Source organism: Hephaestia caeni (genome assembly GCF_003550065.1).
Classification (GTDB): Bacteria; Pseudomonadota; Alphaproteobacteria; order Sphingomonadales; family Sphingomonadaceae; genus Sphingomonas; species Sphingomonas caeni_A.
Window position 1 is genome coordinate 483,469 of the sequence record NZ_QXDC01000004.1, and the last position, 23,288, is coordinate 506,756.

At 67.1% G+C, this 23,288-nt stretch carries 19 protein-coding genes; 7 read left to right on the top strand and 12 right to left on the bottom strand.

The features are described from left to right. Positions 1–2: 2 nt before the first annotated feature. From DFR49_RS16880 to DFR49_RS16925, 10 genes are all read right to left on the bottom strand, one after another. Positions 3–413, bottom strand: coding sequence for a DUF3035 domain-containing protein (locus tag DFR49_RS16880; RefSeq protein WP_119036839.1), 411 nt, complete (start codon positions 411–413; stop codon positions 3–5). Next, positions 406–921, bottom strand: coding sequence for a signal peptidase II (lspA, locus tag DFR49_RS16885; RefSeq protein WP_119036840.1), 516 nt, complete (start codon positions 919–921; stop codon positions 406–408). Before lspA ends, DFR49_RS16880 begins: the two co-directional genes overlap by 8 nt. Then, entirely contained in the window at positions 918–3,869 is a 2,952-nt protein-coding gene (ileS, locus tag DFR49_RS16890; protein WP_119036841.1) for an isoleucine--tRNA ligase, read from the bottom strand. The genes lspA and ileS overlap by 4 nt, the downstream gene beginning before the upstream one ends. Further along, positions 3,866–4,801 carry a bifunctional riboflavin kinase/FAD synthetase gene (locus DFR49_RS16895; RefSeq protein ID WP_119036842.1) on the bottom strand — a complete coding sequence of 312 codons (936 nt, stop codon included), beginning with the start codon at positions 4,799–4,801 and terminating at the stop codon, positions 3,866–3,868. The genes ileS and DFR49_RS16895 overlap by 4 nt, the downstream gene beginning before the upstream one ends. A gap of 51 nt (positions 4,802–4,852) precedes the next feature. Further along, entirely contained in the window at positions 4,853–5,323 is a 471-nt protein-coding gene (locus tag DFR49_RS16900; RefSeq protein ID WP_119036843.1) for a dihydrofolate reductase, read from the bottom strand. Continuing rightward, complete coding sequence (locus DFR49_RS16905) at positions 5,320–6,114, bottom strand: thymidylate synthase (protein WP_119036844.1); 795 nt, start codon at positions 6,112–6,114, stop codon at positions 5,320–5,322. The genes DFR49_RS16900 and DFR49_RS16905 overlap by 4 nt, the downstream gene beginning before the upstream one ends. Positions 6,115–6,350: 236 nt before the next feature. Further along, a complete protein-coding gene (locus DFR49_RS16910) occupies positions 6,351–7,109 on the bottom strand; it encodes a class I SAM-dependent methyltransferase (RefSeq protein WP_119036845.1) in 759 nt (252 codons plus the stop codon). Continuing rightward, positions 7,106–8,233 carry a peptide chain release factor 2 gene (prfB, locus tag DFR49_RS16915; RefSeq protein WP_119036846.1) on the bottom strand — a complete coding sequence of 376 codons (1,128 nt, stop codon included), beginning with the start codon at positions 8,231–8,233 and terminating at the stop codon, positions 7,106–7,108. Before prfB ends, DFR49_RS16910 begins: the two co-directional genes overlap by 4 nt. 147 nt (positions 8,234–8,380) lie before the next feature. Continuing rightward, positions 8,381–10,885 (bottom strand): penicillin-binding protein 1A, encoded by a 2,505-nt coding sequence (locus tag DFR49_RS16920; RefSeq protein ID WP_119036847.1) that lies wholly within the window; start codon positions 10,883–10,885, stop codon positions 8,381–8,383. Between the two features lie 118 nt (positions 10,886–11,003). Continuing rightward, positions 11,004–12,209, bottom strand: a complete 1,206-nt coding sequence (locus tag DFR49_RS16925) for an N-acetylmuramoyl-L-alanine amidase (RefSeq protein ID WP_119036848.1) — start codon at positions 12,207–12,209, stop codon at positions 11,004–11,006. 496 nt (positions 12,210–12,705) lie between these two features. Here DFR49_RS16925 and DFR49_RS16930 point away from each other — a divergent pair, with 496 nt between their 5' ends. From DFR49_RS16930 to DFR49_RS16955, 6 genes are all read left to right on the top strand, one after another. After that, a complete protein-coding gene (locus DFR49_RS16930) occupies positions 12,706–15,483 on the top strand; it encodes an Rne/Rng family ribonuclease (protein WP_245968610.1) in 2,778 nt (925 codons plus the stop codon). 242 nt (positions 15,484–15,725) lie between these two features. Continuing rightward, positions 15,726–17,069, top strand: a complete 1,344-nt coding sequence (locus DFR49_RS16935) for a M48 family metalloprotease (RefSeq protein ID WP_119036849.1) — start codon at positions 15,726–15,728, stop codon at positions 17,067–17,069. After that, positions 17,066–17,815, top strand: a complete 750-nt coding sequence (locus DFR49_RS16940; RefSeq protein WP_119036850.1) for a DsbA family protein — start codon at positions 17,066–17,068, stop codon at positions 17,813–17,815. Before DFR49_RS16935 ends, DFR49_RS16940 begins: the two co-directional genes overlap by 4 nt. Positions 17,816–18,005: 190 nt before the next feature. Then, entirely contained in the window at positions 18,006–18,944 is a 939-nt protein-coding gene (locus DFR49_RS16945) for an ABC transporter ATP-binding protein (protein ID WP_119036851.1), read from the top strand. Further along, positions 18,941–19,720 carry an ABC transporter permease gene (locus tag DFR49_RS16950; RefSeq protein WP_119036852.1) on the top strand — a complete coding sequence of 260 codons (780 nt, stop codon included), beginning with the start codon at positions 18,941–18,943 and terminating at the stop codon, positions 19,718–19,720. The genes DFR49_RS16945 and DFR49_RS16950 overlap by 4 nt, the downstream gene beginning before the upstream one ends. Before the next feature lie 63 nt (positions 19,721–19,783). Beyond that, positions 19,784–19,972: a hypothetical protein gene (locus DFR49_RS16955; RefSeq protein WP_119036853.1), complete on the top strand. Its 189-nt coding sequence runs from the start codon at positions 19,784–19,786 to the stop codon at positions 19,970–19,972. Between the two features lie 190 nt (positions 19,973–20,162). Here the strand turns inward: DFR49_RS16955 and DFR49_RS16960 are convergent, their stop codons facing one another. Together DFR49_RS16960 and glpX are read right to left on the bottom strand one after the other, a co-directional pair. Beyond that, positions 20,163–20,888: a CPBP family intramembrane glutamic endopeptidase gene (locus DFR49_RS16960; RefSeq protein WP_119036854.1), complete on the bottom strand. Its 726-nt coding sequence runs from the start codon at positions 20,886–20,888 to the stop codon at positions 20,163–20,165. 10 nt (positions 20,889–20,898) lie between these two features. After that, on the bottom strand, positions 20,899–21,864 hold the full coding sequence (glpX, locus tag DFR49_RS16965) for a class II fructose-bisphosphatase (RefSeq protein WP_119036855.1): 966 nt from the start codon (positions 21,862–21,864) through the stop codon (positions 20,899–20,901). A gap of 197 nt (positions 21,865–22,061) precedes the next feature. Between glpX and DFR49_RS16970 the strand changes: the two genes are divergently transcribed. After that, positions 22,062–23,240, top strand: a complete 1,179-nt coding sequence (locus DFR49_RS16970) for a GGDEF domain-containing protein (RefSeq protein ID WP_119036856.1) — start codon at positions 22,062–22,064, stop codon at positions 23,238–23,240. The last annotated feature ends 48 nt before the right edge of the window (positions 23,241–23,288 follow it).

Genomic DNA, 23,288 nt, shown 5'->3' on the forward strand with positions numbered 1-23,288 from the left:
CGTCAGGGCGTGGTCGCGCGCGCGCTCTGGCCGTCGCCTTCGGGCGCGGCGACGATGTCGCGCGTCGTGCTGCCCTTGTCGACAACGTTGGTCCCGGCGTCGCCCACCGCCGAGCGGATGCCCGGATCGGCCTGGTCGCGCCCGGCTTCGGTGAGCGTCGCGGTCTCGGAGGCGCTGCGCGCTGCCGGCCCGCCGAACATCGCGTCGAGCGCCTGCTGGCTGGGATTGTTGTCCTGCGGGCGCGGCGCGCCGGGTTGCGGCGGCACGAGCGAGAAACTGGGTGGAATGACGAGCGGCGCCTGGCGCGCGACCGCGAATTCGTTGGGCCCGCCGCCCAGACGGCGGCCGCCGCCGCAACTCGCGAGCAGCCCGGCCACCGCAAACGCGGCGGCAATCGGCACGATCTTACGCATTCACATTCTCCACAGAAGCTGGCGTTTTCGGCTTTTCGCGGACCAGGAGCGCCCGGACCAAGAGGATCAATACGCCTATCGTAATCGCCGCGTCGGCGACATTGAAGACCAAAAACGGGCTCCACTCGCCGAAGTGCAGATCGGCGAAATCGGTGACATAGCCCAGCCGCACGCGATCGAGGATGTTGCCGAGCGCGCCGCCCAGCACCATGCCGAGCGCGATCAGATCGGCGCGGTTGCGTTCTCGCAGCATCCACACCGCGACCCCGATCGCGATTCCGACCGTCAGGACGACCAGCGCCCAGCGCGCCGCCTCGCTGTTCGCGGGCAGCAGCCCCAGCGACACGCCGACATTGGGCACGAAACGCAGCCTGAAGATCGGCAGCACGTCCATCATGTCGCCGAGTTGGCGGATACCCAACCCCTGCGTGACGATGAGTTTGACCACCTGATCGATCACGAACACGATCGCCGCGACGATCGGCCCCCACCAGCGGATATTCTTCACGACACCACCTCCGCGCAGCGATCGCACAGCGCGCCGTCTTCAGCGACCTCGGGCAGCAGCCGCCAGCAGCGGCCGCATTTGTGATAATCGGTATGCGCCACCACCACATCATCGCCCTGCCGCACTGTCGCGACGATGAACACCTCGGCCAGGCTTTGGGCATCGAGCGGTAGATCGGGCACCGTCACTTTGGCTTCGAGGCTCGATCGGATCACCTTCTCGCGCCGCATCGGTTCGATCGCCTCGGTCACCTGCTCGCGCAAGGCCCGCACATCCTCCCAATTGGTGCCGATCGCATCGTCGCCCGGAAGCGCGGGCAATTCTGGCCATTCGAGGAAATGGACCGAACCGTCGTCGCTCGGAAAGCGCGCCTGCCACACTTCCTCGGCCGTAAAGACGAGGATCGGCGCGGCGTAGCGCACCAACGCATGGAACAGCACGTCGAACACCGTGCGCGCCCCCCGACGCTTCGGATCGTCGGCGGCGTCGCAATAGAGGCTGTCCTTGCGAATATCGAAATAGAAGGCCGACAGATCGTCCTGCGCGAAATCGGTGAGCAGGCGCAGATAGCGGTTGAACTCGTATTTCTCCGCCGCATCGCGCAGATCGGCGTCGAGCCGCCCGAGCAGATCGAGCACGTAACGCTCGAGTTCGGGCATCTGGCGCACGTCGATTTTCTCGGCATCGGTGTAGCCGTCGAGCGCGCCGAGCAGGTAGCGGAAGGTGTTGCGCAGCTTGCGATACGCGTCCGACGTGGTGCCGAGCACCTCCTTGCCGATCCGCACGTCCTCGAAATAATCGGTCTGCGCGACCCACATGCGCAGGATATCCGCCCCCGATTCGCCGATCACCTTCAGCGGGTCAACGACATTGCCGAGGCTCTTGGACATCTTGCGGCCCTGCCCATCGAGCGCGAAGCCGTGGGTGAGAACCGCATCATAAGGCGCGCGGCCGCGGGTGCCGCAGCTTTCGAGCAGGCTCGACTGGAACCAGCCGCGATGCTGATCCGAGCCTTCGAGATAGAGGTCCGCGCGCGTGCCTTCACCATAGCGCGCCTCGATGACGAAGGCGTGCGTGCTGCCCGAATCGAACCACACGTCGAGGATGTCGTTCTGCGGTTCGTAATCGGCGAGGTCGTATTCGGCGCCGAGCAGCGCCTGATGATCGCCGGTGAACCACGCATCGGCCCCGCCCTCACGAAAGGCCGCGACGATGCGGGCATTTACGGCTGGATCGTTCAGATACTCGCCGGTGGCACGATTAACGTAGAGCGCGATCGGCACGCCCCAGGCACGCTGGCGCGAGATCACCCAATCGGGCCGCCCCTCGACCATCGCGCGGATGCGGTTCTGCGAGCGCGCGGGAACCCACTGCGTCCGCTCGATCGCATCGAGCGCGGTGTCGCGGAGGGTGGGGCCGTTGGCCGACGGCTCGCTGCGCACAGCCCCGGGCTGTTCGCTGGGCGCGCTACGGTCCATCGGGATGAACCATTGCGGCGTGGCGCGGAAGATCACCTTGGCCTTCGAGCGCCACGAATGCGGATACGAATGCGCGAAATCGTCGGTCGCCGCGAGCAGCGCCCCGGCCGCGCGAAGGTCCGAACAGATCGGCCCGTCGGCAGCGACGAACTTCTTGTTGATGACGCTGCCCTGCCCGCCGAGCCACGCCCAATCCGCGCGGTACATGCCGCCCGCATCGACCGCGAACACCGGATCGATACCATGCGCCTTGCACAGCAGGAAATCGTCCTCGCCATGATCGGGCGCCATGTGGACGAGCCCGGTGCCCGCGTCGGTGGTGACGAAATCGCCGGGGAGGAACGGGCGCGGCTTGGCGAAGAAGGCGAGCGCAGCGTCCCCCTCCCCGTCATTCCCGCGAAGGCGGGAATCCAGATTGGCTGACGTTGAAGCTTCTGGATTCCCGCCTTCGCGGGAATGACGAAGGGCGTTGTAGATTGGGTGCCGAGCCTTGGCGCCGGCAAGCTGCGAGCCCTTAAAGCGACCGCGCTCGTGCAGAGTTCGGCCAATTCTCTCTTCAAATTGGTCCACCAGAGGAGCCGCTACAATGTAGAGTCCGCGCTCACGAATGAGCGGCATTTCTGATCGATCAGGCCCGATGAAGCCAGCTTCGCCCTCAAAGAGCAAGCCGACAATATACTCAATGTCTTCACCATAACTCAGCGCCTGGTTCACCGGGATCGTCCACGGCGTCGTCGTCCAGATCACCGCGTGGGCGCCGACTAACTCGGGCGCGTTGGGCGCCTCGACAATCTCGAACGCCACGTCGATCTGGGTCGAGACGATATCCTCATACTCGACCTCGGCCTCGGCCAGCGCGGTCTTTTCGACCGGGGACCACATCACCGGCTTGGCGCCGCGGTAGAGCTGGCCGCTCTCGGCGAACTTGAGGAGTTCCGAAACGATCGTCGCCTCGGCCTCGTAGTTCATCGTGAGGTACGGATCGTCCCAATCGCCCATCACGCCCAAGCGCTCGAACTGGGCGCGCTGCACGGCGACCCATTTTTCGGCATAAGCGCGGCATTCGGCGCGGAACTGCGCGACCGGCACCTCGTCCTTGTTCTGCTTCTTCGCGCGATAGGCTTCCTCGACCTTCCATTCGATCGGCAGGCCGTGGCAATCCCAACCGGGGACATAGGGCGCGTCGCGGCCCATCAGCGAGCGGCTGCGAACGATGATGTCCTTCAGCACCTTGTTCATCGCGTGGCCCATGTGGATGTCGCCATTGGCGTAGGGCGGGCCGTCGTGGAGGATGAAGCGCTTGGCGTTCGCGCGTTGCTCGCGCAGCCGCTGATAGACGCCGATCTTCTGCCAGCGCTCCAGAATCCCCGGCTCCTTGGCGGCGAGGCCAGCCTTCATCGGGAAATCGGTCTTCGGCAGGAAGACGGTGTCGCGCCAGTCGCGGGTGGTGGTGTCGGATGCGTCGGTCATGGAGTCGCGGCACTTAAGGCGCGGCGCGCCTCGGCGCAATCGGCCTCGATCTGGCGGACCAAGGCATCGAGATCGTCGAATTTCGCTTCGGGGCGGAGGAAGTCGATCAGCTCGACGTCGATCGTCTGGCCGTAGAGATCGCCCGAAAAGTCGAAGAAATAGGGTTCGAGCAATTCGCGGGGCGGATCGAAGGTCGGGCGGATACCGAGGTTCGCCGCGCCGCCCAGCACGCGGCCGTCGGGCAGTCGCCCGCGCACCGCGTAGATGCCATAGGCGGGGCGCACGTAATTGGCGAGCCCGAGGTTGGCGGTGGGATAGCCGAGATCACGCCCGCGCTTGTCGCCGTGTTCGACCACGCCCCGGATCGTGAACGGCCGCGTCAACAACCGCGCCGCGCCGCGCGGATCGCCGGCCTTGAGCAGCGCGCGGATGCGGCTGGAGGAAACCACCTCGCCATCCATCGTCACCGGCGCCACGGTATCGACCGAGAAGCCGTCGCGACGCCCCAGGTCGGCGAGTTGCGCCACGCTACCCGAGCGCCCCTTGCCGAAGGTGAAATCGTCGCCGGTGACGACGCCGCCGACGCCGATCTCGCCGAGCAGCCGCTCGGTCACGAACGCCTCGGCGCTCAGCCCGGCGAGCGCGGCGTCGAAGGTGAACACCAGCATCTCGTCGGCGCCCGCCGCCTTCACCAGCGCCTCGCGCTGATCGAGCGACGTCAGGCGGAACCATGCGCTTTCCGGACGAAAAAAGCGCATCGGATGCGGATCGAAGGTCGCGACCAGCGCCGGCCGCCCCTCGACGCGGGCACGCGCCACCGCGCGGCCCACCACCGCCTGGTGGCCGCTGTGAAACCCATCGAAATTGCCGAGCGCGACGATCCCGCCCCGCAAATGAGCGGGCACCGCCGAGCCGCCGTCCAGCCGCTCCATCGGCCGCGCTATAGGGGGGTGCGCCCGTCCATGCCAGCCCAGCGACAGCACTCAGCCGCGAACCAGCGTCACGAAGCTGTACGTAGGCCGGTCACCCTCGGCATCGTGGTCCTCGCGCATCGCCTCGCGCCAGTCGTCGCCGAAAGGCGGCACGACCGCATCGCCGTCGGGCGCGGCATGGACCTCGGTCAGCTCGATCCGTTCGGCGCGATCGAGGAACAGCGCGAACACCTGCGCGCCGCCGATCACCACCGCGTCGCCCCCCGTCAGCCGCAGCGCCTGCCCCGGCGTGTGCGCCGGCTCGGCGCCCGGCGCCGACCAATCGGGATCGCGCGTCAGGACGATGTGGCGGCGGCCGGGCAGCGGCGCGGGGAAGCTTTCGAAGGTCTTGCGGCCCATGATCATCGGCCGCCCCATCGTCAGCGCCTTGAAGCGCTTGAGATCGGCGGGCAGGTGCCACGGCAGCGTCCCATCGCGGCCGATCACGCCATTTACCGCGCGCGCAAGCACCAGCGTGATCATATCGCGACCGGCGCCTTGATATGCGCCTGCGCCTCATAGCCGACGAGACGGAAATCCTCGTAGTCATAGGCGTCGATCGCATCCGGACGACGCAGGATTTCCAGCCGCGGAAGCGGGCCGGGCGTGCGCGCCAGTTGCTCGCGCGCCTGCTCGACATGGTTCGAATAGAGGTGGCAATCGCCGCCGGTCCAGATGAATTCGCCGACCTCCAGATCGCATTGCTGCGCGAGCATGTGGGTGAGCAGCGCGTAGCTCGCGATGTTGAACGGCACGCCGAGGAAAATATCGGCCGAGCGCTGGTAGAGTTGCAAACTGAGCTTGCCGTTCGCGACATGCGTCTGGAACAGGCAATGGCACGGCGCGAGCGCCATCGCGTGGAGATCGCCCGGGTTCCACGCGCTGACGATCTGGCGGCGCGAGGCGGGGTTGGTGCGGATCTGCTGGATCAGCTCGGCGATCTGATCGAGGTGGCGGCCGTCGGCGGTCGCCCAATCGCGCCATTGCTTGCCGTAGACCGGGCCGAGATCACCGCTCTCGTCGGCCCATTCGTCCCAGATAGCCACCTTGCGATCCTGCAACCAGCGGACATTGGTGTCGCCGCGCAGGAACCAGAGCAATTCGACGATGATCGACCTGAGGTGCAGCTTCTTGGTGGTGAGAACGGGGAAACCCGCGGCAAGATCGAAGCGCATCTGCGCGCCGAACACCGACAGCGTACCGACCCCGGTGCGGTCGTCCTGCCGCGTGCCGGTATCGAGGATTCGCTGCATCAGATCGAGATATTGGCGCATCCGAAACGCCTAGCGGCTTGCCGCGCCCCCGCCAAGCCGGACGCTGACGATGCGCGAGGATCAACGAAAGAAGAAGGCCCTTCGACAAGCTCAGGGCGAACGGTTCGGGTTAAAGGCTCGTCGTTCCAGAGACGACCCGCATGCCGCATCGGCGACGCCTCTGCGCCTCCGCGTCTCTGCGCGAATCCGTGTTCTTCGTGCCCGACTGATCGCCCCAGCCCCCGATCACCCCGCACTCAGCTCGGCTGGCGATCGCCAGGTTCCAGCCGGCAGGGCTTGATCGCATCGGGCTCGGGACGTGGGCCGACGGCGCGGAAGGCGGCGAGATAACCACCCGCCGAAGGCATCTCGCGCATCTCGACCAGCTTGTAGCCGACCGCGGCGAATTCGCATTCGAGCAGCTTGGGCGGCATACCGTGGTTCTGTGGCACGCGATCGGCATCGACGACGATGACCTCGCCCGTCGCGGCCAGCGACGGCCGCAAACGCCAGAGGAATTCGTAGGGCTGCTGGATCTCGTGGTACATATGGACCATCAGTACGCGATCGAAGCTGTTGGGGGGCAGCTTGGGATCGGCGGGCTCGCCGAGCCGGACGCTGACATTGTCGAGCCGCTCGCGCGCGACGCGTTCGGCGAGCGCATCGCGGACCTGCGGCATGATGTCTTCGGCGAGCACGCGCCCCTCGGCGCCGACACGGTTCGCGAGGCGGACAGTGTAATAGCCCTGCCCCGCGCCGATATCGGCGACGGTCATGCCCGGCGCAATCCCGGCCTTGTCCATCACATCGGCCGCCTCGTTGAGCCGATCGCGCGCTTCCTCGGTCGACCAGCGGCTCGAGATGATCGTGGCGACGGGACGATCGGCATCGGGGAAAGTGCCGACATCCTCTTTCTGGTCATGCTTGATCAGCGGCGTCGAGCCGTCGCACGCCGACAGCACGAGCGCCAGGCCGGTCACCGCGGCCAGCCCTATTCCCGGCCTTCCCGGCCTCATTCGACGTCCTCGACCTCGACCGTCTCGCCCGTCACGCGCTGCGACAGCGCCGCGGCCATGAAGTCGTCGAGATCGCCGTCGAGCACGTCGGACGGCGTCGGCGAGGTGACGCCGGTGCGCAGATCCTTCACCATCTGGTACGGCTGGAGGACGTAGGACCGGATCTGGTGGCCCCAGCCGATATCGGTCTTGCTCGCGTTCTCCGCATTGGCCGCGGCCTCGCGCTCGGCAAGCTCGCGTTCGTAGAGCCGCGCGCGGAGCTGGTTGTACGCCTCGGCCTTGTTCTTGTGCTGCGAGCGCTGGTTCTGGCACTGGACGACGATGCCGGTGGGCAGATGCGTGATCCGCACCGCCGAATCGGTGGTGTTGATGTGCTGCCCGCCCGCGCCGGACGCGCGATAGGTGTCGATGCGCAGCTCGCTTTCGTTGATCTCGACCTCGATATTGTCGTCGATCACGGGATAGACCCAGACGCTGGCGAAGCTGGTGTGGCGGCGCGCGGCGCTGTCGTACGGGCTGATGCGGACGAGGCGATGGACGCCGCTTTCGGTCTTGGCATAGCCGTACGCATTCTCGCCCTTGAGCAACAGCGTCGCGGATTTGATCCCCGCCTGCTCGCCCGAATGCTGGTCGATCAGTTCGACCTTCATGCCGTGGCGCTCGGCCCAGCGCGTATACATGCGCTGGAGCATCCCGGCCCAATCCTGGCTCTCGGTGCCGCCGGCGCCGGCATTGACCTCGACATAGGTGTCGTTGGCGTCGGCCTCACCCGAGAGCAGCGCCTTGACCTTGCTTTCGTCGGCACGGCGCGCGAGCGCGGCGAGATTCTCGGTGCCTTCGGCCGCCATCTCCTCGTCGCCTTCGGCCTCGGCAAGCTCGATCAGCTCGGCGGTGTCGGCAAGTTCGGTCTCGATCGCGCGGGTCGCGGTGATCGCCTCGTCGAGCCGCTGGCGCTCGCGCATCACCGACTGGGCGAGCTTGGGATCGTCCCACAGCGACTGATCCTCGACGCGCGCGTTGAGTTCATCGAGACGGCGGAGCGCGCGATCCCAATCGAGGAAGCGGCGAAGCAACGCTAGCGCCTCGTTGATCGTATCGACATGGGCCTGCGCTTCGGCGCGCATGGGTAATTCCAATCAGTGCGTCATTCCGGCGAGCGCCGGAATCTCATTGTGGTGGCTCGGGCGCCGTCGCGCCAGACGGCAGGGATAGTCGGGCGCCGCGGCGCCGACTAGGGCCGATCGACATTCAGTTCTGAATGTCGATCGGCCCTAGTAAATCCCGCCCTCCCTTTGCAAGAAGTCGCTGTCGCGCGGCTGATCGACGGGCGCGGCCTCCTTGGGCTTTTCCGCCACGGTCTCGTCGCGCTTGATCGCCCGGCGCGGCTCGCTTTCGGGCTTGAACGCTTCCCAGATCACCGGCGACAGCGGATCGTTCGACGGCCATGTGCCGAACACGGGCTTGCCGCTGCGACGGTCGATGCGGACCATGCGGATGCCCGGCGGGGCGCGGAACGGCTCGATCGGCAGGCCCTTGTATGCCTTTTCCGCAAATTGCTTGAAGATCGGCGCCGCGATCGTGCCGCCCTGGGCGTAGCCGCCCAGCTTGCGCGGATTGTCATAGCCCAGATAGAGGCCGCCGATCATCTGCGGGGTGCCGCCGATGAACCACACGTCGGTGGGGCCGGTGGTGGTGCCCGTCTTGCCCATCATCGGCCGGCCGAGATCGCGCAGCGTCCGCGCGGTGCCCCGTTCGACGACGCCTTCGGTGATGAGGACCATCTGATAGGCGGTCAGCGGATCGACCGCCTGGCGCGTGCGAATCTGCGGCCGCGGCATCGGCTGGCCGTTCCAGTCGGGGGCGTTGCAGCCCGCGCAGGCGCGCCAGTTGGCCGGCCAGATGACCTTGCCGTGGCGATCCTGGACAAAATCGATCAGCGTCGGATCGTGCCACTTGCCCTGGTTGGCGAGCACCGAAAAGGCGTTGACCATGCGCTCTACCGTGGTTTCGCCCGCGCCCAGCGCCATCGAGAGATAGGGCGGATAATCGCCCACGCCCATCCGCTTGGCGAGATCAACGACATGCGTCATCCCCGTCTGCGCGGCCGCGCGCACCGTCATCAGGTTGCGCGACTGTTCGATCCCCCAGCGCATCGTGTGCGGGCCGGAGCCGCTGCCGCCGCCGAAATTGCGGAAGCATTTCTGCCCCAGCCGCGCGCCCTGATAGACGCAGAACGGCCCGTCGACGATGATCGAGGCGGGCGTCATCCCCTGTTCGAGCGCGGCCGAATAGACGATCGGCTTGATCGTCGATCCCGGCTGGCGCATCGCCTGCGTCGCGCGGTTGAACGACTGGATACGCGAATCGAAGCCGCCCTGCATCGCGATGATGCGCCCCGTATCGGGCTGCTCGACAATCATGCCGCCCGATACCGCGGGGATGCTGCGCAGCGACCAGGCCGATCCCGACGGGGCGACCGCGATGATGTCCCCGGGCTTCAACGCGGCGAACGCGGTGCCGCCCTTGCCGCGCACGGGCATCGTCGCATTGCCGCGCGGCAGATCACCGGTCTTGCCGCTGGCGAAGACGAGGCGCGCGGTGCCGCCGTCAACCCCCGCCACGATCGCCGCCTGCCAATCCTCGTAATCGAGGCCGATATTGCTCATCAGCAGCGCCGACTGCCAGCCGTCGCCGTCGACATCGACGTGGCGGATCGGCCCCGACCAGCCGCGCCCGCGATCGTAGCGGATCAGCCCGTCGCGCAGCGCCTTCTGCGCATATTCCTGGATCTGCGGATCGAGCGAGGTGCGCACCCACAGGCCGCCGGCATAGACGCTGTGCGGGCCGTCCTCGGGCTTTTCGCCGAAACGGTCGATCAGCTCGCGCCGTACGGCTTCGATGAAATAGCCGCCGACGCGATCGAACTTGCGCAGCCGCTGGCGCACCGTGCCGAGCGGCTCGGCATCGGCGGCGGCATATTGCGCCTGATCGATGAAGCTGTTGTCGAGCATCGCCTTGAGCACGTAATGCCGCCGCGCCAGCGCCGCATCCTTGTCGCGCACGGGATCGTAATTGGCCGGCCCCTTGGGCAGAATCGCGAGATAGGCGAATTGCGCGAGATCGAGCTGATCGAGCGGCTTGCCGTAATAAGCGTGCGCCGCGGCCTCGACCCCGTACGCGTTGCGGCCGAGGAAAATCTGATTGAGGTAAAGCTCGAGGATCTGCTGCTTGGTCAGCGCCTGTTCGATCTTCCAGGCGAGGATCGCTTCCTTGGCCTTGCGCGTGTAGCTGACCTCGTTACCCACGAGCAGGTTCTTGGCGACCTGCTGGGTGATCGTCGAGGCGCCGATCGGGCGGCCCGAATGGGTGAGGTTGGTCCACGCCGCGTTGGCGATGCCCGCGAGATCGACGCCGTGATGCTGGAAGAAGGTGCGATCCTCGGCCGCGAGGATCGCCTTCACCATCAGCGGCGGAAATTCGTCGTACGACAGTTCGACACGGCGCTCGCGCGCGTACGAATGGACCGGCTCGCCGTTGATGCCGCGCACATAGGTGGGCAGTGGCGGTTCATAGGCGCGCAGCTTGTCGACCGACGGCAGCCCGCGCGCGAACAGCAGCCAGATCAGGAAAATACCGAGCAGGCCCAGGCCGGCGAGAACCACGATCGCCTTGCCCCACCAGCGGCTCCAGACGCGCCTGAAGAAACCGCCGACGCCCGCGACCTCGCGGCGCAGCTTCAGCCGCATGTTCGTTTCGGTAGCTTCGGAACCCGCCATCGCGGTGGTGCTGTAGCAACTTTATCGACGCTTGCCAGCATAGATGCGGCGAGGCACCACTCCTCGCTGTCGCCCCCATCACCCCGGACCCGTTCCGGCGTGACGGAGGGGATTTCATTCACCGTGCCGCGAGTTGCTTGGCAAAATAGATGTTGATCGCGCGGCTCATCGCTTCGGCGATACGGTGGCGCCCGTTGGTCGAATTGAGGAAGGCCGCATCCGCCGTGTTCGAGATATAGCCGGTCTCGAACAGCACCGAGGGCATGTCGGGCGCCTTGAGCACCATCAGCGACGCCATGCGATGGAAGCTCGGCTTGAGCGGCACCAACGGCTGCGCCTCGCGGCCCAGCAGGCGGGCGAAATCGGCCGAGCTGTTCATCGCATCACGCTGCGACAGATCGATCAGGATCGACGAGATGTCGCTCGACGTCGCGGCGAGATTGACCCCGCCGAGGATATCGGCGCGGTTCTCGCGCGCGGCGAGCCGTGCGGCTTCCTTGTCCGAGGCGACTTCGGACAGGGTGTAGACGGTGGCGCCGGTCGCGTCGGGATTGTCGGCACTGTCGCAATGGACCGAGATGAACAGATCGGCCTTCAGCCGCCGCGCGATCTGGAAGCGCTCGCGCAGCACCAGATAGCGATCGTCGCTGCGCGTCAGCGCGACGCGTACGCGCCCCGATTTAACCAGCTCATCGCGGATCGCCTTGGCGATCTTGAGCGTGACGTCCTTTTCCTGCAACCCCGTATCGGGCGAGATCGCGCCGGGATCGTGTCCACCATGCCCGGCGTCGATCACCACCAGCGGGCGGCTTTCGTCGCCGCGCACGCGGGGCAGATCGAGCCGCCCGGCCGCGGCCGGCACCGGCATCGAGACGCTATAGCGTTTGGGGCTTTTCGTCGCCGCGCGCGCGAAATCGTCGCTGTCTACCGAGGCGATCGCAAGCGTGAGCGTGCGGCCGCCGTCCCCCAGCGTGCCGCCGGTGACGATCGCCGGGCGCACCAGATCGAACACGATCCGCGCGCCCGTGCCGTCGCGCACGCCCTGGCGGACGCGGCCGACGGCGCCCGCGGTTGCCACCGCGCCGCCCGGCGTCGCACCATCGATATCGACCGCGATCCGCCGCGGGCCATCGAGCACGAAGCTCGACGCCAACGACACGCCGCCGTCGAAATGGATCAGGATGCGGTCGCGCCCGACATCGATGCGATCGACGGTCGCCGCGAAGCCCGGCGCGCCAGCGATCCAACAGGCGAGAAGCGCAAGAACGAAGGACACGAACCGATACTGCCGCGCCCGGTACGCACCGGTCCAGCGAAAATACATGGGAGGGGGGTTCCCGCTGTTAACTCCATACTGCTCCCCCAGGTAGATGAGTGTGCCTCAAATCACGGTAAAAATAAAGGCTTAATCTGTCGTTCAGCATGAATCGGCCGTTCCGCCGCTTTGATGGAGCGCGACCGCCATTCAGGTTGCCGTGCCGCAAACGCGGTGCTAGGCACCTCGGTCTACCGGTCGGCATGGTTCGCCTGCCGGTCTATCCCGCCGCCCCGGCCTTACATTCGGGGCGCAGCTTCACCAGGTTGACACACTCGCATGGCGCATTTCCCCTCCCCCTCGATCCGTACGGCCGATGCCGGCGGAGATGCGGGTACGGGAGTCCCGAGCCTCTGGGCCGGACGTGCGCGGCGAGATCAGGAACAATCAACAACAGCCCGCGTGACCGGCGCCGGCGGCCTTCGCGCCGCCCTGCCGGCAACGCCCGTTCATCGCGCGCAGCCACGGCATTCCGTGCCACCGCCGCGCGCCCGGAGACACTTCAATGACCATGCGTATGCTGATCGACGCACGGCACCGGGAAGAAACCCGCGTCGCCGTCGTCAAAGGAACCCGAATCGAGGAGTTTGATTTCGAATCCGCCGAGCGCAAGCAGCTCAAAGGCAATATCTATCTCGCCAAGGTGACGCGCGTCGAGCCGTCGCTCCAGGCGGCGTTCGTCGATTACGGCGGCAATCGCCACGGATTCCTGGCGTTCAGCGAAATCCATCCCGATTATTATCAGATCCCCAAGGCGGATCGTGACGCGCTGCTGCGCGAGGAGGCCGAGCACGCCGCCGAGGAAGCCGCGTTGCGCGCCGAGAGCGACGATGATGCGGACGTGCTCGACGCCGACGAGGACGTGCTCGACCGGTTCGACGACGATGCCGCAGAGATCGACGATTCCGATGCCGGAGACGATACCGACGGGGACGACGACGGTGATTCTGGCGCCGAGGCCGACGAAGAAGACGGCGGCCGCCGACGCCGTGGCCGGCGCCGCGGGAGCAAGACCGACGCCGCCGCGGACGACCTGCGCGAACGCCGCCTCGCGTTGCGCCGCCGCTACAAGATCCAGGACGTCATCCGCCGGCGGCAGGTGCTGCTGGTGCAGGTCGTCAAGGAGGAGCGCGGCAACAAGGGCGCGGCGCTGACCACCTATCTCAGCCTCGCGGGCCGTTATTGCGTGCTGATGCCCAACACGTCGCACGGTGGCGGAATCAGCCGCAAGATCAACAACGCCAGCGATCGCAAGCGACTGAAGTCGATCATGGCGGATCTCAAACTGCCCTCGACGATGGGCTGCATCGTCCGCACCGCCGGGCTGTCGCGCACCAAGACCGAGATCAAGCGCGACTTCGATTATCTCGCGCGGCTGTGGGACGAGATCCGCGAGACCACGCTCGGCTCGTCGGCGCCCGCGCCGATCTACGGCGACAGCGACCTGATCAAGCGCGCGATCCGCGACATCTACAATCGCGACATCGACGAGGTGATCGTCGAGGGTGAGGAAGGCTATCGCCAGGCCAAGGACTTCATGAAGCTCCTGATGCCGAGCCATGCGAGGCGCGTGAAACATTATTCGGACGCGGTACCGCTGTTCCAGCGCCACCATGTCGAGGATCAGCTCGCGGCGATGTATCACCCGGTCGTCCAGCTCAAATCGGGCGGCTATCTGGTGATCAACCCGACCGAGGCGCTGGTGTCGATCGACATCAACTCCGGCCGGTCGACGCGCGAGCACAATATCGAGCAGACCGCGACCGCGACCAACCTCGAGGCCGCGCACGAGATCGCCCGCCAGCTTCGCCTGCGCGACATGGCCGGGCTGGTCGTCATCGACTTCATCGACATGGACCACGGCTCGAACGTGCGGAAGGTCGAGAAGGCGGTGAAGGAGGCGCTCAAGAACGATCGCGCGCGCATCCAGGTCGGCCGCATCTCGTCGTTCGGGCTGATGGAGATGAGCCGCCAGCGTCTGCGCACCGGCGTGCTCGAAGCTTCGACGCGGCAATGCCCGCATTGCGAGGGCACCGGGCTGGTGCGCACCGCCTCCTCGGCCGGGCTTTCCGCGCTGCGCATGATCGAGGACGAGGCCGCGCGCGGCCGCGGTTCGATCCTGACGCTACGCGCGAGCCAGGAAGCCGCCTTCTATGTGCTCAACAAGAAGCGCGGCGAACTCGCCGAGATCGAGGATCGCTACGGCGTCCATATCGACGTCGAGGCCGACGGCGAGCAGGAAGGCGCGCGCATGGCGGTCGAAGCGTCGGGCGGCCCGCCCGCGCACGCACCACGCTTCGAACCGGCGGTCGTCGAGGACGACCCCGAGATCGAGGAAGAGATTCTCGACGAGGACGAGGCCGAAACCGAGGAAGGCACCCGCGCGGGCGAGCAGGACGAGGATCGCGGCGATCGCAAGCGCCGCCGTCGCCGTCGCGGCCGTCGTGGCCGGGGCCGTGACGAGCAGGACGCGTCGTCCGAAACCGAGGATGGCGAGGCATCGGAGCAGGCGGAGGACGATCACGACGAGGCCGAGGACACCGCCGCCGTCGCCGCCACGAACGAGGACGGCGAGCCGCGTCGCCGCCGTGGCCGGCGCGGGCGTCGTGGCGGCCGTGGCCGCGGTGGCGCGGGCGACGAGCGCACGCCGCAGGCCGACGCGACCGACGCCGACGCCGCGGCGCCCGACGTCGCGGCTGCCGAGCCCGTCGAGCCTGCGGTGACGGACGAGGCTCCCGCCGCGCCGGCCAAGCGGACCCGTCGCCGCCCCCGCGCGCGCGCCGAGGAAGCCGTCGAGACGGCCGTGACGACCGCCGAAGAACCGGTCGAAGAACCGGCCGCCGAGCCTGTCATCGAGGCCAAGCCCGCCCGAAGCCGCCGCCGCAAGACGGCCGCCCCGGTCGCGGAAGCGGCACCGGCCGACGCGGCTCCTGTCACCGAGGCCGAGGAAGCGCCGGCCAAGCCCAAGCGCGCGCCGCGCCGCAAGAAGGCCGAGCCCGCGGTCGAGGCCGAACCCGCGCCGGTCGCGGCCGCCCCGGCCGATGCGGCGTCGGAACCGGAACCGGTCGCCGACGCGCCCAAGCCCAAGCGCGCACCGCGCCGCAAGAAGGCCGAGCCCGCCGCGGCCAATGACGCCGTCGCGGCCGAAACCGCGCCGCCGGCGGCGAGCAACGATGCCGCATCCGCCGGGGTAGCGGCCACCGATACGGCCGCCGGCGACGCCGAGGCGAACGATGGCGAACCACGTCGCGGCGGTTGGTGGCAGCGCACCTTCGGGGCCTGAGGCGACCTCTTCGGGCATATAGCTTACGCCCCCGACGACGGCCGGGGTCCAGTATCGGGATCGCTCGTAACTGGACCCCGGCCTTCGCCGGCAAAGCCTGAAAGGTGATTGAACGATCGCGCACGCCCCGGCGAGCGGCGGGCTTGTCGGCAGACGCGTACTTCACCCGAGGTTCAGCCCCCGCAACCTATCGGCGTCGCCATGACGTTGAAGCGCGCCGCGATGTGGGCGATAGGGGAAGCATGAAGCGGTTGCTCGCCCTCCTCGTGCTTGCCTTACTGCTCGTCGGCCGTCCGGCGGCGGCGCAGGAATTGCTCCGCGACGCCGAGACCGAGGCGATGTTCGCGCGCATGGCCGAGCCGCTGGTCCGCGCCGCCGGGCTGTCGCCCGCCAACGTCAAGATCCGCCTGATCCACGACGACAGCATCAACGCCTTCGTCGTCGGCGGGCAGACCGTCTACGTCCACTCGGGGCTGATCGCGGCGGCCGACAACGTCAACCAGGTGCAGGGCGTCGTCGCGCACGAACTCGGCCATATCGCCGACGCGCATGTCGTGACCTTCGACAACGGCGCCAAGCCGGCGATGGGCATCTCGTTGCTCAGCCTGGTGCTCGGCGTCGCCGCGATGGCGGCGGGCGCGGGCGAGGCCGGCGCGGGCATCCTTTCCGCCGGGCAGACCGCGGCGATGGGCAAGTTCCTCGCCTTCACGCGCGTCCAGGAAGCGACCGCCGACGCCACCGGCGCCAAGTTCCTCCAGACCGCGGGCATCAGCGGCAAGGGGATGCTTGCCTTCTTCAAGAAGCTCCAGAGCCAGGAGTTCCGCTACGGCTATACCGATGTCGATCCGTTCGCGCAGAGCCACCCGCTGAGCGGGCAGCGCGTCGCGACGCTGACGCATACGCTGCAAAGCTCGCCCGCCTGGGATGCGCCGACCGATCCCGCGCTCGAAGAAGCGTTCGAGCGCGTCAAGGCGAAGCTCGAAGGTTATGTCGACGATCCGCGCCAGACACTCATCGCCTATCCACTGAGCGACAAGAGCATCTACGGCCATTATGCGCGCGCCTATGCCTATCACAAGGGCGGTTACCCCGATAAGGCGAACGCGGAAGTCGCGGCGCTGATCGCGGCCGATCCGCACGATCCCTATTTCCTCGAGTTGAAGGGCCAGATCCTGCTCGAAGGAGGCAATCCGGCCGAGGCAATCGCGCCGCTGCGCGAGGCGACCACCAGAACCAATTACCAGCCGCTGATCGCCACCACCTTCGGCCACGCGCTGATCGCCACCGACGACAAGGCCAATTATCCCGAGGCGATCAAGGTGCTGCGTCAGGCAGTGGCGCGCGATGACGAGAACCCGTTCGCCTGGTACGAACTCGGCACCGTCTACGAACGGACCGGCGATTACGCGCGCGCCGCGCTCGCCACCGCCGAACGTTCGGTGATGACGGGGGAGACTGCGCTCGCGGTCCAGAGCGCGCGCACCGCGATGGCGGGCCTGCCGCCCAATACGACCGACTGGATTCATGCACAGGACATCGCCTTGACCGCCCAGAACGAACTCGACGACCAGCGCCGCCGCCGATGATCACGCGTCTCTCGCAAAGCCGCCTCGCGCTGACGGGGCTGTTCGTGCTTGCCGCGCTGATCGGCGCCGGCATCCTGTTCGCGATGCAGACGTGGCTGCCCGGTGCCTCAGGCGGCGACCGCGCCCGGATCGAGGCGGTGGTGCACGATTACGTGCTCGATCATCCCGAGTTGATCCCGCAGGCGATCCAGCGCTTGCAGGATCGCGAGACCGGGCGCGTGATCGCCGCGAACAAGGCGGCGATCCTCACCCCCGTCGCCAGCGCGTGGATGGGCAATCCCAAGGGCGACGTCACCGTGGTCGAATATTTCGACTATAATTGCGGTTTCTGCCGCGCGAGCCTGCCGACGATCGCCGCGCTGGTGAAGGCCGACCCCAACGTCAGAATCGTGTTCCGCGAACTGCCGGTGCTGAGCGAGGAAAGCGGCGTCGCCGCGCGCTGGAGCCTGGCGGCGGCCAAGGCGGGCAAGTTCAACGCCTTCCACGAAGCGCTCTACGCGGGCGGGCCGATCACCGAGGCGTCGATGGCGGCGGCGGCGCGCGTCGCGGGGCTCGATCCGGCGGCGATCGCCAAGGCGGCGCAGGCGCCCGCCATCGATGCCGAAATCCGCACCAATCTGGCGATGGCGGGGCAACTCGGCGTCAACGGCACCCCCGCCTGGGTGATCGGCAACCGGGTACTTTCGGGCGCGATGACGCTCGACCAGATGAGGGATGCGGTTGCCGACGCGCGCAAACAGAGCTGAACCTATGCCGTCATGCCGGACTTGTTCCGGCATCCAATCCTCCAGGAGTGCCGGCGTTGGAGGCACGTTGGACCCCGGAACAAGTCCGGGGTGACGAAACAGCCTTTGACAACTCGACGGACACCACTCATCCAGATTGAAAGTGTCGCGCGCCGCCCTACGTTGGCTCCCTTCCAAACAAGGGGGGCATATGGACCCGATCCTCTCGATCGCGGGCGTCAGCAAGACCTATGACGGCGGCTTCCGCGCGCTGGAGCCTGTCGATCTCGATATCGAACGCGGCGAGATTTTCGCGCTGCTCGGGCCCAACGGCGCGGGCAAGACGACGCTGATCAGCATCGTCTGCGGCATCGTGACGCCGTCATCGGGCACGATCACCGTCGACGGGCACGATGCGATCCGCGATTATCGCACCGCGCGCCGCCGCATCGGACTGGTGCCGCAGGAAGTGTCGGTCGATGCCTTCACCTCGGTGCTCGCCAGCGTCCGCTTCAGCCGCCGGCTGTTCGGCAAGGCGCCCGACGATGCCTATCTGGAGGAAGTGCTCCGGGACTTATCGCTCTGGGACAAGCGCAAGAGCCGGATCATGGAGCTTTCAGGCGGCATGAAGCGGCGCGTGCTGATCGCCAAGGCGCTCAGCCACGAACCCGATATCCTGTTCCTCGACGAACCCACCGCAGGCGTCGATGTCGAGCTGCGCCGCGACATGTGGAAGCTCGTCCACAAGCTGCGCGCCAAGGGCACCACGATCATCCTGACCACGCATTATATCGAGGAAGCCGAGGAGATGGCGGATCGCGTCGGTGTCATCAACAAGGGCCGGATCATCATCGTCGACGAGAAGGCGGCGCTGATGGCGAAGCTCGGCAAGCGCGAGATGACTATCCTGCTCCAGGAACCGATGGCGGCGATCCCGCCCGCGCTCGGCGAATGGGATCTGACGCTCGACGACGACGGCAAGAGGCTCGTCTACGTGTTCGACGCCAAGGCAGAACATACCGGCATTCCCTCGCTGCTCAGGAAGCTCGGCGATCTCGGGATCGGCTTCAACGATCTCGAAACCTCGAAAAGTTCGCTCGAAGACATTTTCGTCGATCTCGTCCACGAGCCCCAGGAGCAAGCCGCATGAGCGCCGCACCCGCGATCAACTGGCACGGCATCTGGGCGATCTATCGCTACGAGATGGCGCGAGCGCTGCGCACGCTGTGGCAATCGGTGGCGACGCCGGTGATCACCACCAGCCTTTATTTCGTCGTCTTCGGCGGCGCGATCGGCAGCCGGATGCAGAATGTCGGCGGGGTCGATTACGGCAGCTTCATCGTGCCCGGGCTCGTGATGCTCTCGTTGCTCACGCAGAGCATTTCGAACGCATCGATCGGCATCTACTTCCCCAAGTTCGTCGGCACCGTCTACGAACTGCTGTCGGCGCCGGTCTCGTCGATCGAGATGGTGGTGGGCTTCGTCGGCGCGGCGGCGACCAAATCGGTCGTGCTCGGACTGATCATCCTCGCCACCGCGACTTTGTTCGTGCCGCTGCATGTCGCGCATCCGGTGGCGATGGTCGCCTTCCTGCTGCTGACCGCGATCGCGTTCAGCCTGTTCGGCTTCATCATCGGCATCTGGGCCAAGGGATTCGAGCAATTGAGCCTGGTGCCTGCGCTGCTCGTCACCCCGCTCACCTTCCTCGGTGGCGCCTTTTATTCGATCGACATGCTGCCCCAGCCGTGGCGCACGGTGAGCCTGTTCAACCCGGTGGTGTATCTGATCAGCGGTTTCCGCTGGAGCTTCTTCGACAAGGGCGACGTGAGCATCGGCGTCAGCCTCGCCGCGATCGCGGGCTTCCTCATCCTGTGCCTCGCGCTGATCACCTGGATATTCAAGACCGGTTGGCGGTTGAAGAATTGAGCCTACGCGGGCCTAAACAAGCTCGGCCTTGACGACCTGCCTGCCCGGCGCCGAAATAAGGGTATGAACGTGGAACCCGTCTTATTGCTGGCGTCGAACCTGATCGGCGCCTTCGCGGGCGCGACGATTTATCAGCTAAGAGGCAGGAGCCGGGTTGCGGGTTTCGCAATTGCGTTCATCGGCGGACCGATTGGGCTCCTCATCGCGATCACCATGCCGCCCGCCGATCAAGAAACGGCGACTTCCGAATAGCCTCTTCTCGTCGCAAGACGCTGACGGACGATCAGCGCTCCACCGTCAGCCAGTGCAGCAGGATATTGCCGTCGGTGTAGCGCAGCAATTGGGCGCGCTGGTCGGTCGCATTCGGAACGGTGATCATATGGCCGCGTCCCTTATCGATCGAGGCGGATGATGCGCGCAGGGGCGCCTGCGCGCAAGGGAATCACACGCGTGGCAGCATCCCCCCGAGCCACGGCCGCAGCAACACGCCATTGAGGTCGACCAGCACATGGACGAGGATCGCGAGCCACAAGGCCCCGCTCGCGAGGTAGACGAAGGCGAGCACCGCGCCGACCGCGCTCGTGGCGAGAACGCCCCGCCAGCGCTGATAGCGGTGCGCGAGTCCGAACAGCAGCGTCGCGGCCACGAAGCCGATCAGCGCATTGCCGGTCACCAGCGCGATCGCGAGCGGCAGCAGCAGGCGGAAATAGAGTTCCTCGGTGATCCCGGCCGCCAACGCCGAGGCCGCGGCGTGGAGCATCTCGCCCCGCGCGCGCGGCAGCAGCAGCGAGAAATCGCCGAGCATCGCGGGCGCCTTGCCGCGCCGCCGCCGCCACAGCGCCCAGCCGCCGCCGAGCAAGGCGCCGACAAGGAGCCCCGCCAGCACTTCGAGCACGAGCCAGCCGATCGGCAGCGGATAGCCCGCCGCGACGGCGAGCGTTTCGAACTCTTCCGGCAGCATAGCGAGCGCATCGAGCCGCCCGAGCAGCGCCAGCCCGAGCAAGGCCGGCCCGGCGAACAGCACGAATGCCTTGGCGATCCAGAGCCGGTAACGCCGGCGCCGCCAGCCCGGCGGCCTCGCCGCGGTCAGCTCACGCAGCCGCCCGAAATTGCCCTTGAAGAAATAGACATAGGCCCCGAGCGCGAGCGCAAGGACGATCAGCGCCACGCGGCAATCCTCAGAGGCGGTGCTCGCCCTTGACCCAGCGTACCGTGCCCGAACTGGCGCGCATCACCACGCTTTCGGTCGTCATCCGTCCGCGCATCCGCTTGACGCCTTCGAGCAACGAGCCATCGGTGACGCCGGTGGCCGCGAAGATGCAATCGCCCGTGGCAAGATCGTGGAGCTGATAGATCTTGTCGAGATCCTCAATCCCCCATTTGCGTGCGCGCGCGCGCTCGTCGTCGTTGCGGAACACCAGCCGGCCCTGGAACTGCCCGCCGACGCAGCGCAGCGCCGCCGCGGCGAGCACGCCCTCAGGCGCGCCGCCCTGCCCCATATAGATGTCGATCGTGGTGTCGGGGTTGCTGGTCGCGATCACCCCCGCGACGTCGCCGTCGGGGATCAGCATGATCCCGCAGCCGATGCCGCGCAGTTCGGCGATCAGTTTTTCGTGGCGCGGCCGATCGAGCACGCAGGCGATGATCTCGGCGGGCTTGACGCCCTTGGCCTTGGCCAGCGCCTCGACATTCTCGGTCGCGCTTTTGGTCAGGTCGATCGTGCCGGCGGGATAGCCCGGCCCGATCGCGATCTTTTCCATATAGACGTCGGGCGCGTTGAGCAGCCCGCCCTTCTCCGCGATCGCCAGCACCGCAAGCGCGTTGGGGCCGGCCTTGGCGGTGATCGTGGTGCCTTCGAGCGGATCGAGCGCGATATCGATCTTCGGTCCCTTGCCCGGCGCCGAGCCGACCTTTTCGCCGATATAGAGCATCGGCGCCTCGTCGCGCTCGCCCTCGCCGATCACGACGGTGCCGTCCATGTAGAGCCCGTTGAACGCCTCGCGCATCGCCTGGACGGCGGCGGCGTCGGCGGCCTTTTCGTCGCCGCGCCCGACCAGCGCCGAGGCGGCGATCGCAGCCGCTTCGGTGACGCGCACCATCTCGAGCACGAGGACACGATCGAGCACATGGCTTGCTGTCGTCATTTTGGCGAAACTCTCCTGGATGGGGTGCGAGACCGATAGGCATCCGCGCGCGCGATGTCGAGCCGATCGCGGCGCCTTGCTGCGACAGGGCGCACGAGCGCGATACCTCCGATACGGAGCGATATTTTTCGGGCGGTCAGGACTTTGGTAACTTCGAATTCCTACGGCCACCGGCGAGCGCACCAAAAGAGAAGAGCTTGACCTCCACGTCGCATTCCACCGATCGCCGTCGACACGATCCGCTCGTCCGGCTGTTCGACTGGCTGACGACGCTGCCGCCCGACGAAGCCGCACGGCATCGCGGCGACATTCTGGCGACGGCGATGCTCAGCCCGTTCGCGCTGCTTACGTCGAGCCTCGGCATCCTGATGATGAGCCTGCTGGCGATGCTGTTCACCCAGGCCCCCTGGGCGACGGCGTGGTTCGTCGCCGACGTGCTGCTGCTCGGCGCCCGGTTCGCGCTGGCGTGGCGATACCAGATCCGCGGCGGTGCGATTCCCGACGCGATCGCGCGCCGGACGATCTGCCTCACCTGCCTCGTCTTCGTGCTGTTCAGCGCCGGGTGCAGCGCGAGCCTGATGACGGCGACCCCGCCGCTGCCGATGGTGGCGACGGCATCGATGATGGGGCTCGTCGCCGGCCTTGCGACGCGCTGGGCGGCGCTGCCGAGGCTCGCGTTGTTCACGATCGTGCTCTACACCATCCCCTTTTGCATCGCCGGCATGATCGCCGACGGCGGCAGCTTCGTCGCGGGCGCGATGCAATTCCTGATCGTCACCACCGGCACCGCCGCGCTGACGCTCCAGAACCACCGCACGCTGGTCGCGATGCTGCGCGCCGAGCGCAAGGCGCGCGCGCTGGCCGAAACCGACGTGTTGACCGGTCTTCCCAACCGCGCGGGGCTGCTGTCGCGGCTGCACCGCCGCGCCGAGCGGCCGCCCGAAGCGAATATATCGACGATCGCGCTGCTGTTCGTCGATCTCGATCGGTTCAAGGCCATCAACGACGCGCACGGCCATAGCGCGGGCGACGCGGTGCTGACGACGCTGGGCCAGCGGATCGCCCGCACCGCGGCGCCGCATTTCACCTGCCGGCTGGGCGGCGACGAGTTCGTGGTGATGGTCGAGGGCGGCGACGTTGCGCTCGCGCCGTCGATCGCGCGGCGGGTCGCCGATGCGCTCGCCGAGCCGATGCCTGACATCGCCGCGGATCCGATCATCGCCGGCGGCAGCGTCGGCATCGCCTTCGGCACACCGGGTCGCTTCGACGGCGAGCAATTGCTCGCCGAGGCCGACGCCGCACTCTACGTCGCCAAGCGCGCGGGCGACGGCAGCGAGGTCGCGGTCGCCCCCACGGGGATGGCGTCGGCGGCGTAGCGCCCGTTCACCCTAATCATCTGGACTGAAATTCGCCACCTGAACACC

What these genes read in the sequence shown, in the direction of transcription:
- DFR49_RS16910 (WP_119036845.1), bottom strand. Translation starts at nt 7,109, where the DNA reads ATGAGGCCGGGAAGGCCGGGAATAGGGCTGGCCGCGGTGACCGGCCTG.
- DFR49_RS16900 (WP_119036843.1), bottom strand. Translation starts at nt 5,323, where the DNA reads ATGATCACGCTGGTGCTTGCGCGCGCGGTAAATGGCGTGATCGGCCGC.
- prfB (WP_119036846.1), bottom strand. Translation starts at nt 8,233, where the DNA reads ATGCGCGCCGAAGCGCAGGCCCATGTCGATACGATCAACGAGGCGCTA.
- DFR49_RS16905 (WP_119036844.1), bottom strand. Translation starts at nt 6,114, where the DNA reads ATGCGCCAATATCTCGATCTGATGCAGCGAATCCTCGATACCGGCACG.
- DFR49_RS16935 (WP_119036849.1), top strand. Translation starts at nt 15,726, where the DNA reads ATGAAGCGGTTGCTCGCCCTCCTCGTGCTTGCCTTACTGCTCGTCGGC.
- DFR49_RS16940 (WP_119036850.1), top strand. Translation starts at nt 17,066, where the DNA reads ATGATCACGCGTCTCTCGCAAAGCCGCCTCGCGCTGACGGGGCTGTTC.
- DFR49_RS16945 (WP_119036851.1), top strand. Translation starts at nt 18,006, where the DNA reads ATGGACCCGATCCTCTCGATCGCGGGCGTCAGCAAGACCTATGACGGC.
- DFR49_RS16895 (WP_119036842.1), bottom strand. Translation starts at nt 4,801, where the DNA reads ATGGAGCGGCTGGACGGCGGCTCGGCGGTGCCCGCTCATTTGCGGGGC.
- DFR49_RS16955 (WP_119036853.1), top strand. Translation starts at nt 19,784, where the DNA reads ATGAACGTGGAACCCGTCTTATTGCTGGCGTCGAACCTGATCGGCGCC.
- DFR49_RS16950 (WP_119036852.1), top strand. Translation starts at nt 18,941, where the DNA reads ATGAGCGCCGCACCCGCGATCAACTGGCACGGCATCTGGGCGATCTAT.
- DFR49_RS16880 (WP_119036839.1), bottom strand. Translation starts at nt 413, where the DNA reads ATGCGTAAGATCGTGCCGATTGCCGCCGCGTTTGCGGTGGCCGGGCTG.
- DFR49_RS16925 (WP_119036848.1), bottom strand. Translation starts at nt 12,209, where the DNA reads ATGTATTTTCGCTGGACCGGTGCGTACCGGGCGCGGCAGTATCGGTTC.
- DFR49_RS16930 (WP_245968610.1), top strand. Translation starts at nt 12,706, where the DNA reads ATGACCATGCGTATGCTGATCGACGCACGGCACCGGGAAGAAACCCGC.
- DFR49_RS16920 (WP_119036847.1), bottom strand. Translation starts at nt 10,885, where the DNA reads ATGGCGGGTTCCGAAGCTACCGAAACGAACATGCGGCTGAAGCTGCGC.
- glpX (WP_119036855.1), bottom strand. Translation starts at nt 21,864, where the DNA reads ATGACGACAGCAAGCCATGTGCTCGATCGTGTCCTCGTGCTCGAGATG.
- ileS (WP_119036841.1), bottom strand. Translation starts at nt 3,869, where the DNA reads ATGACCGACGCATCCGACACCACCACCCGCGACTGGCGCGACACCGTC.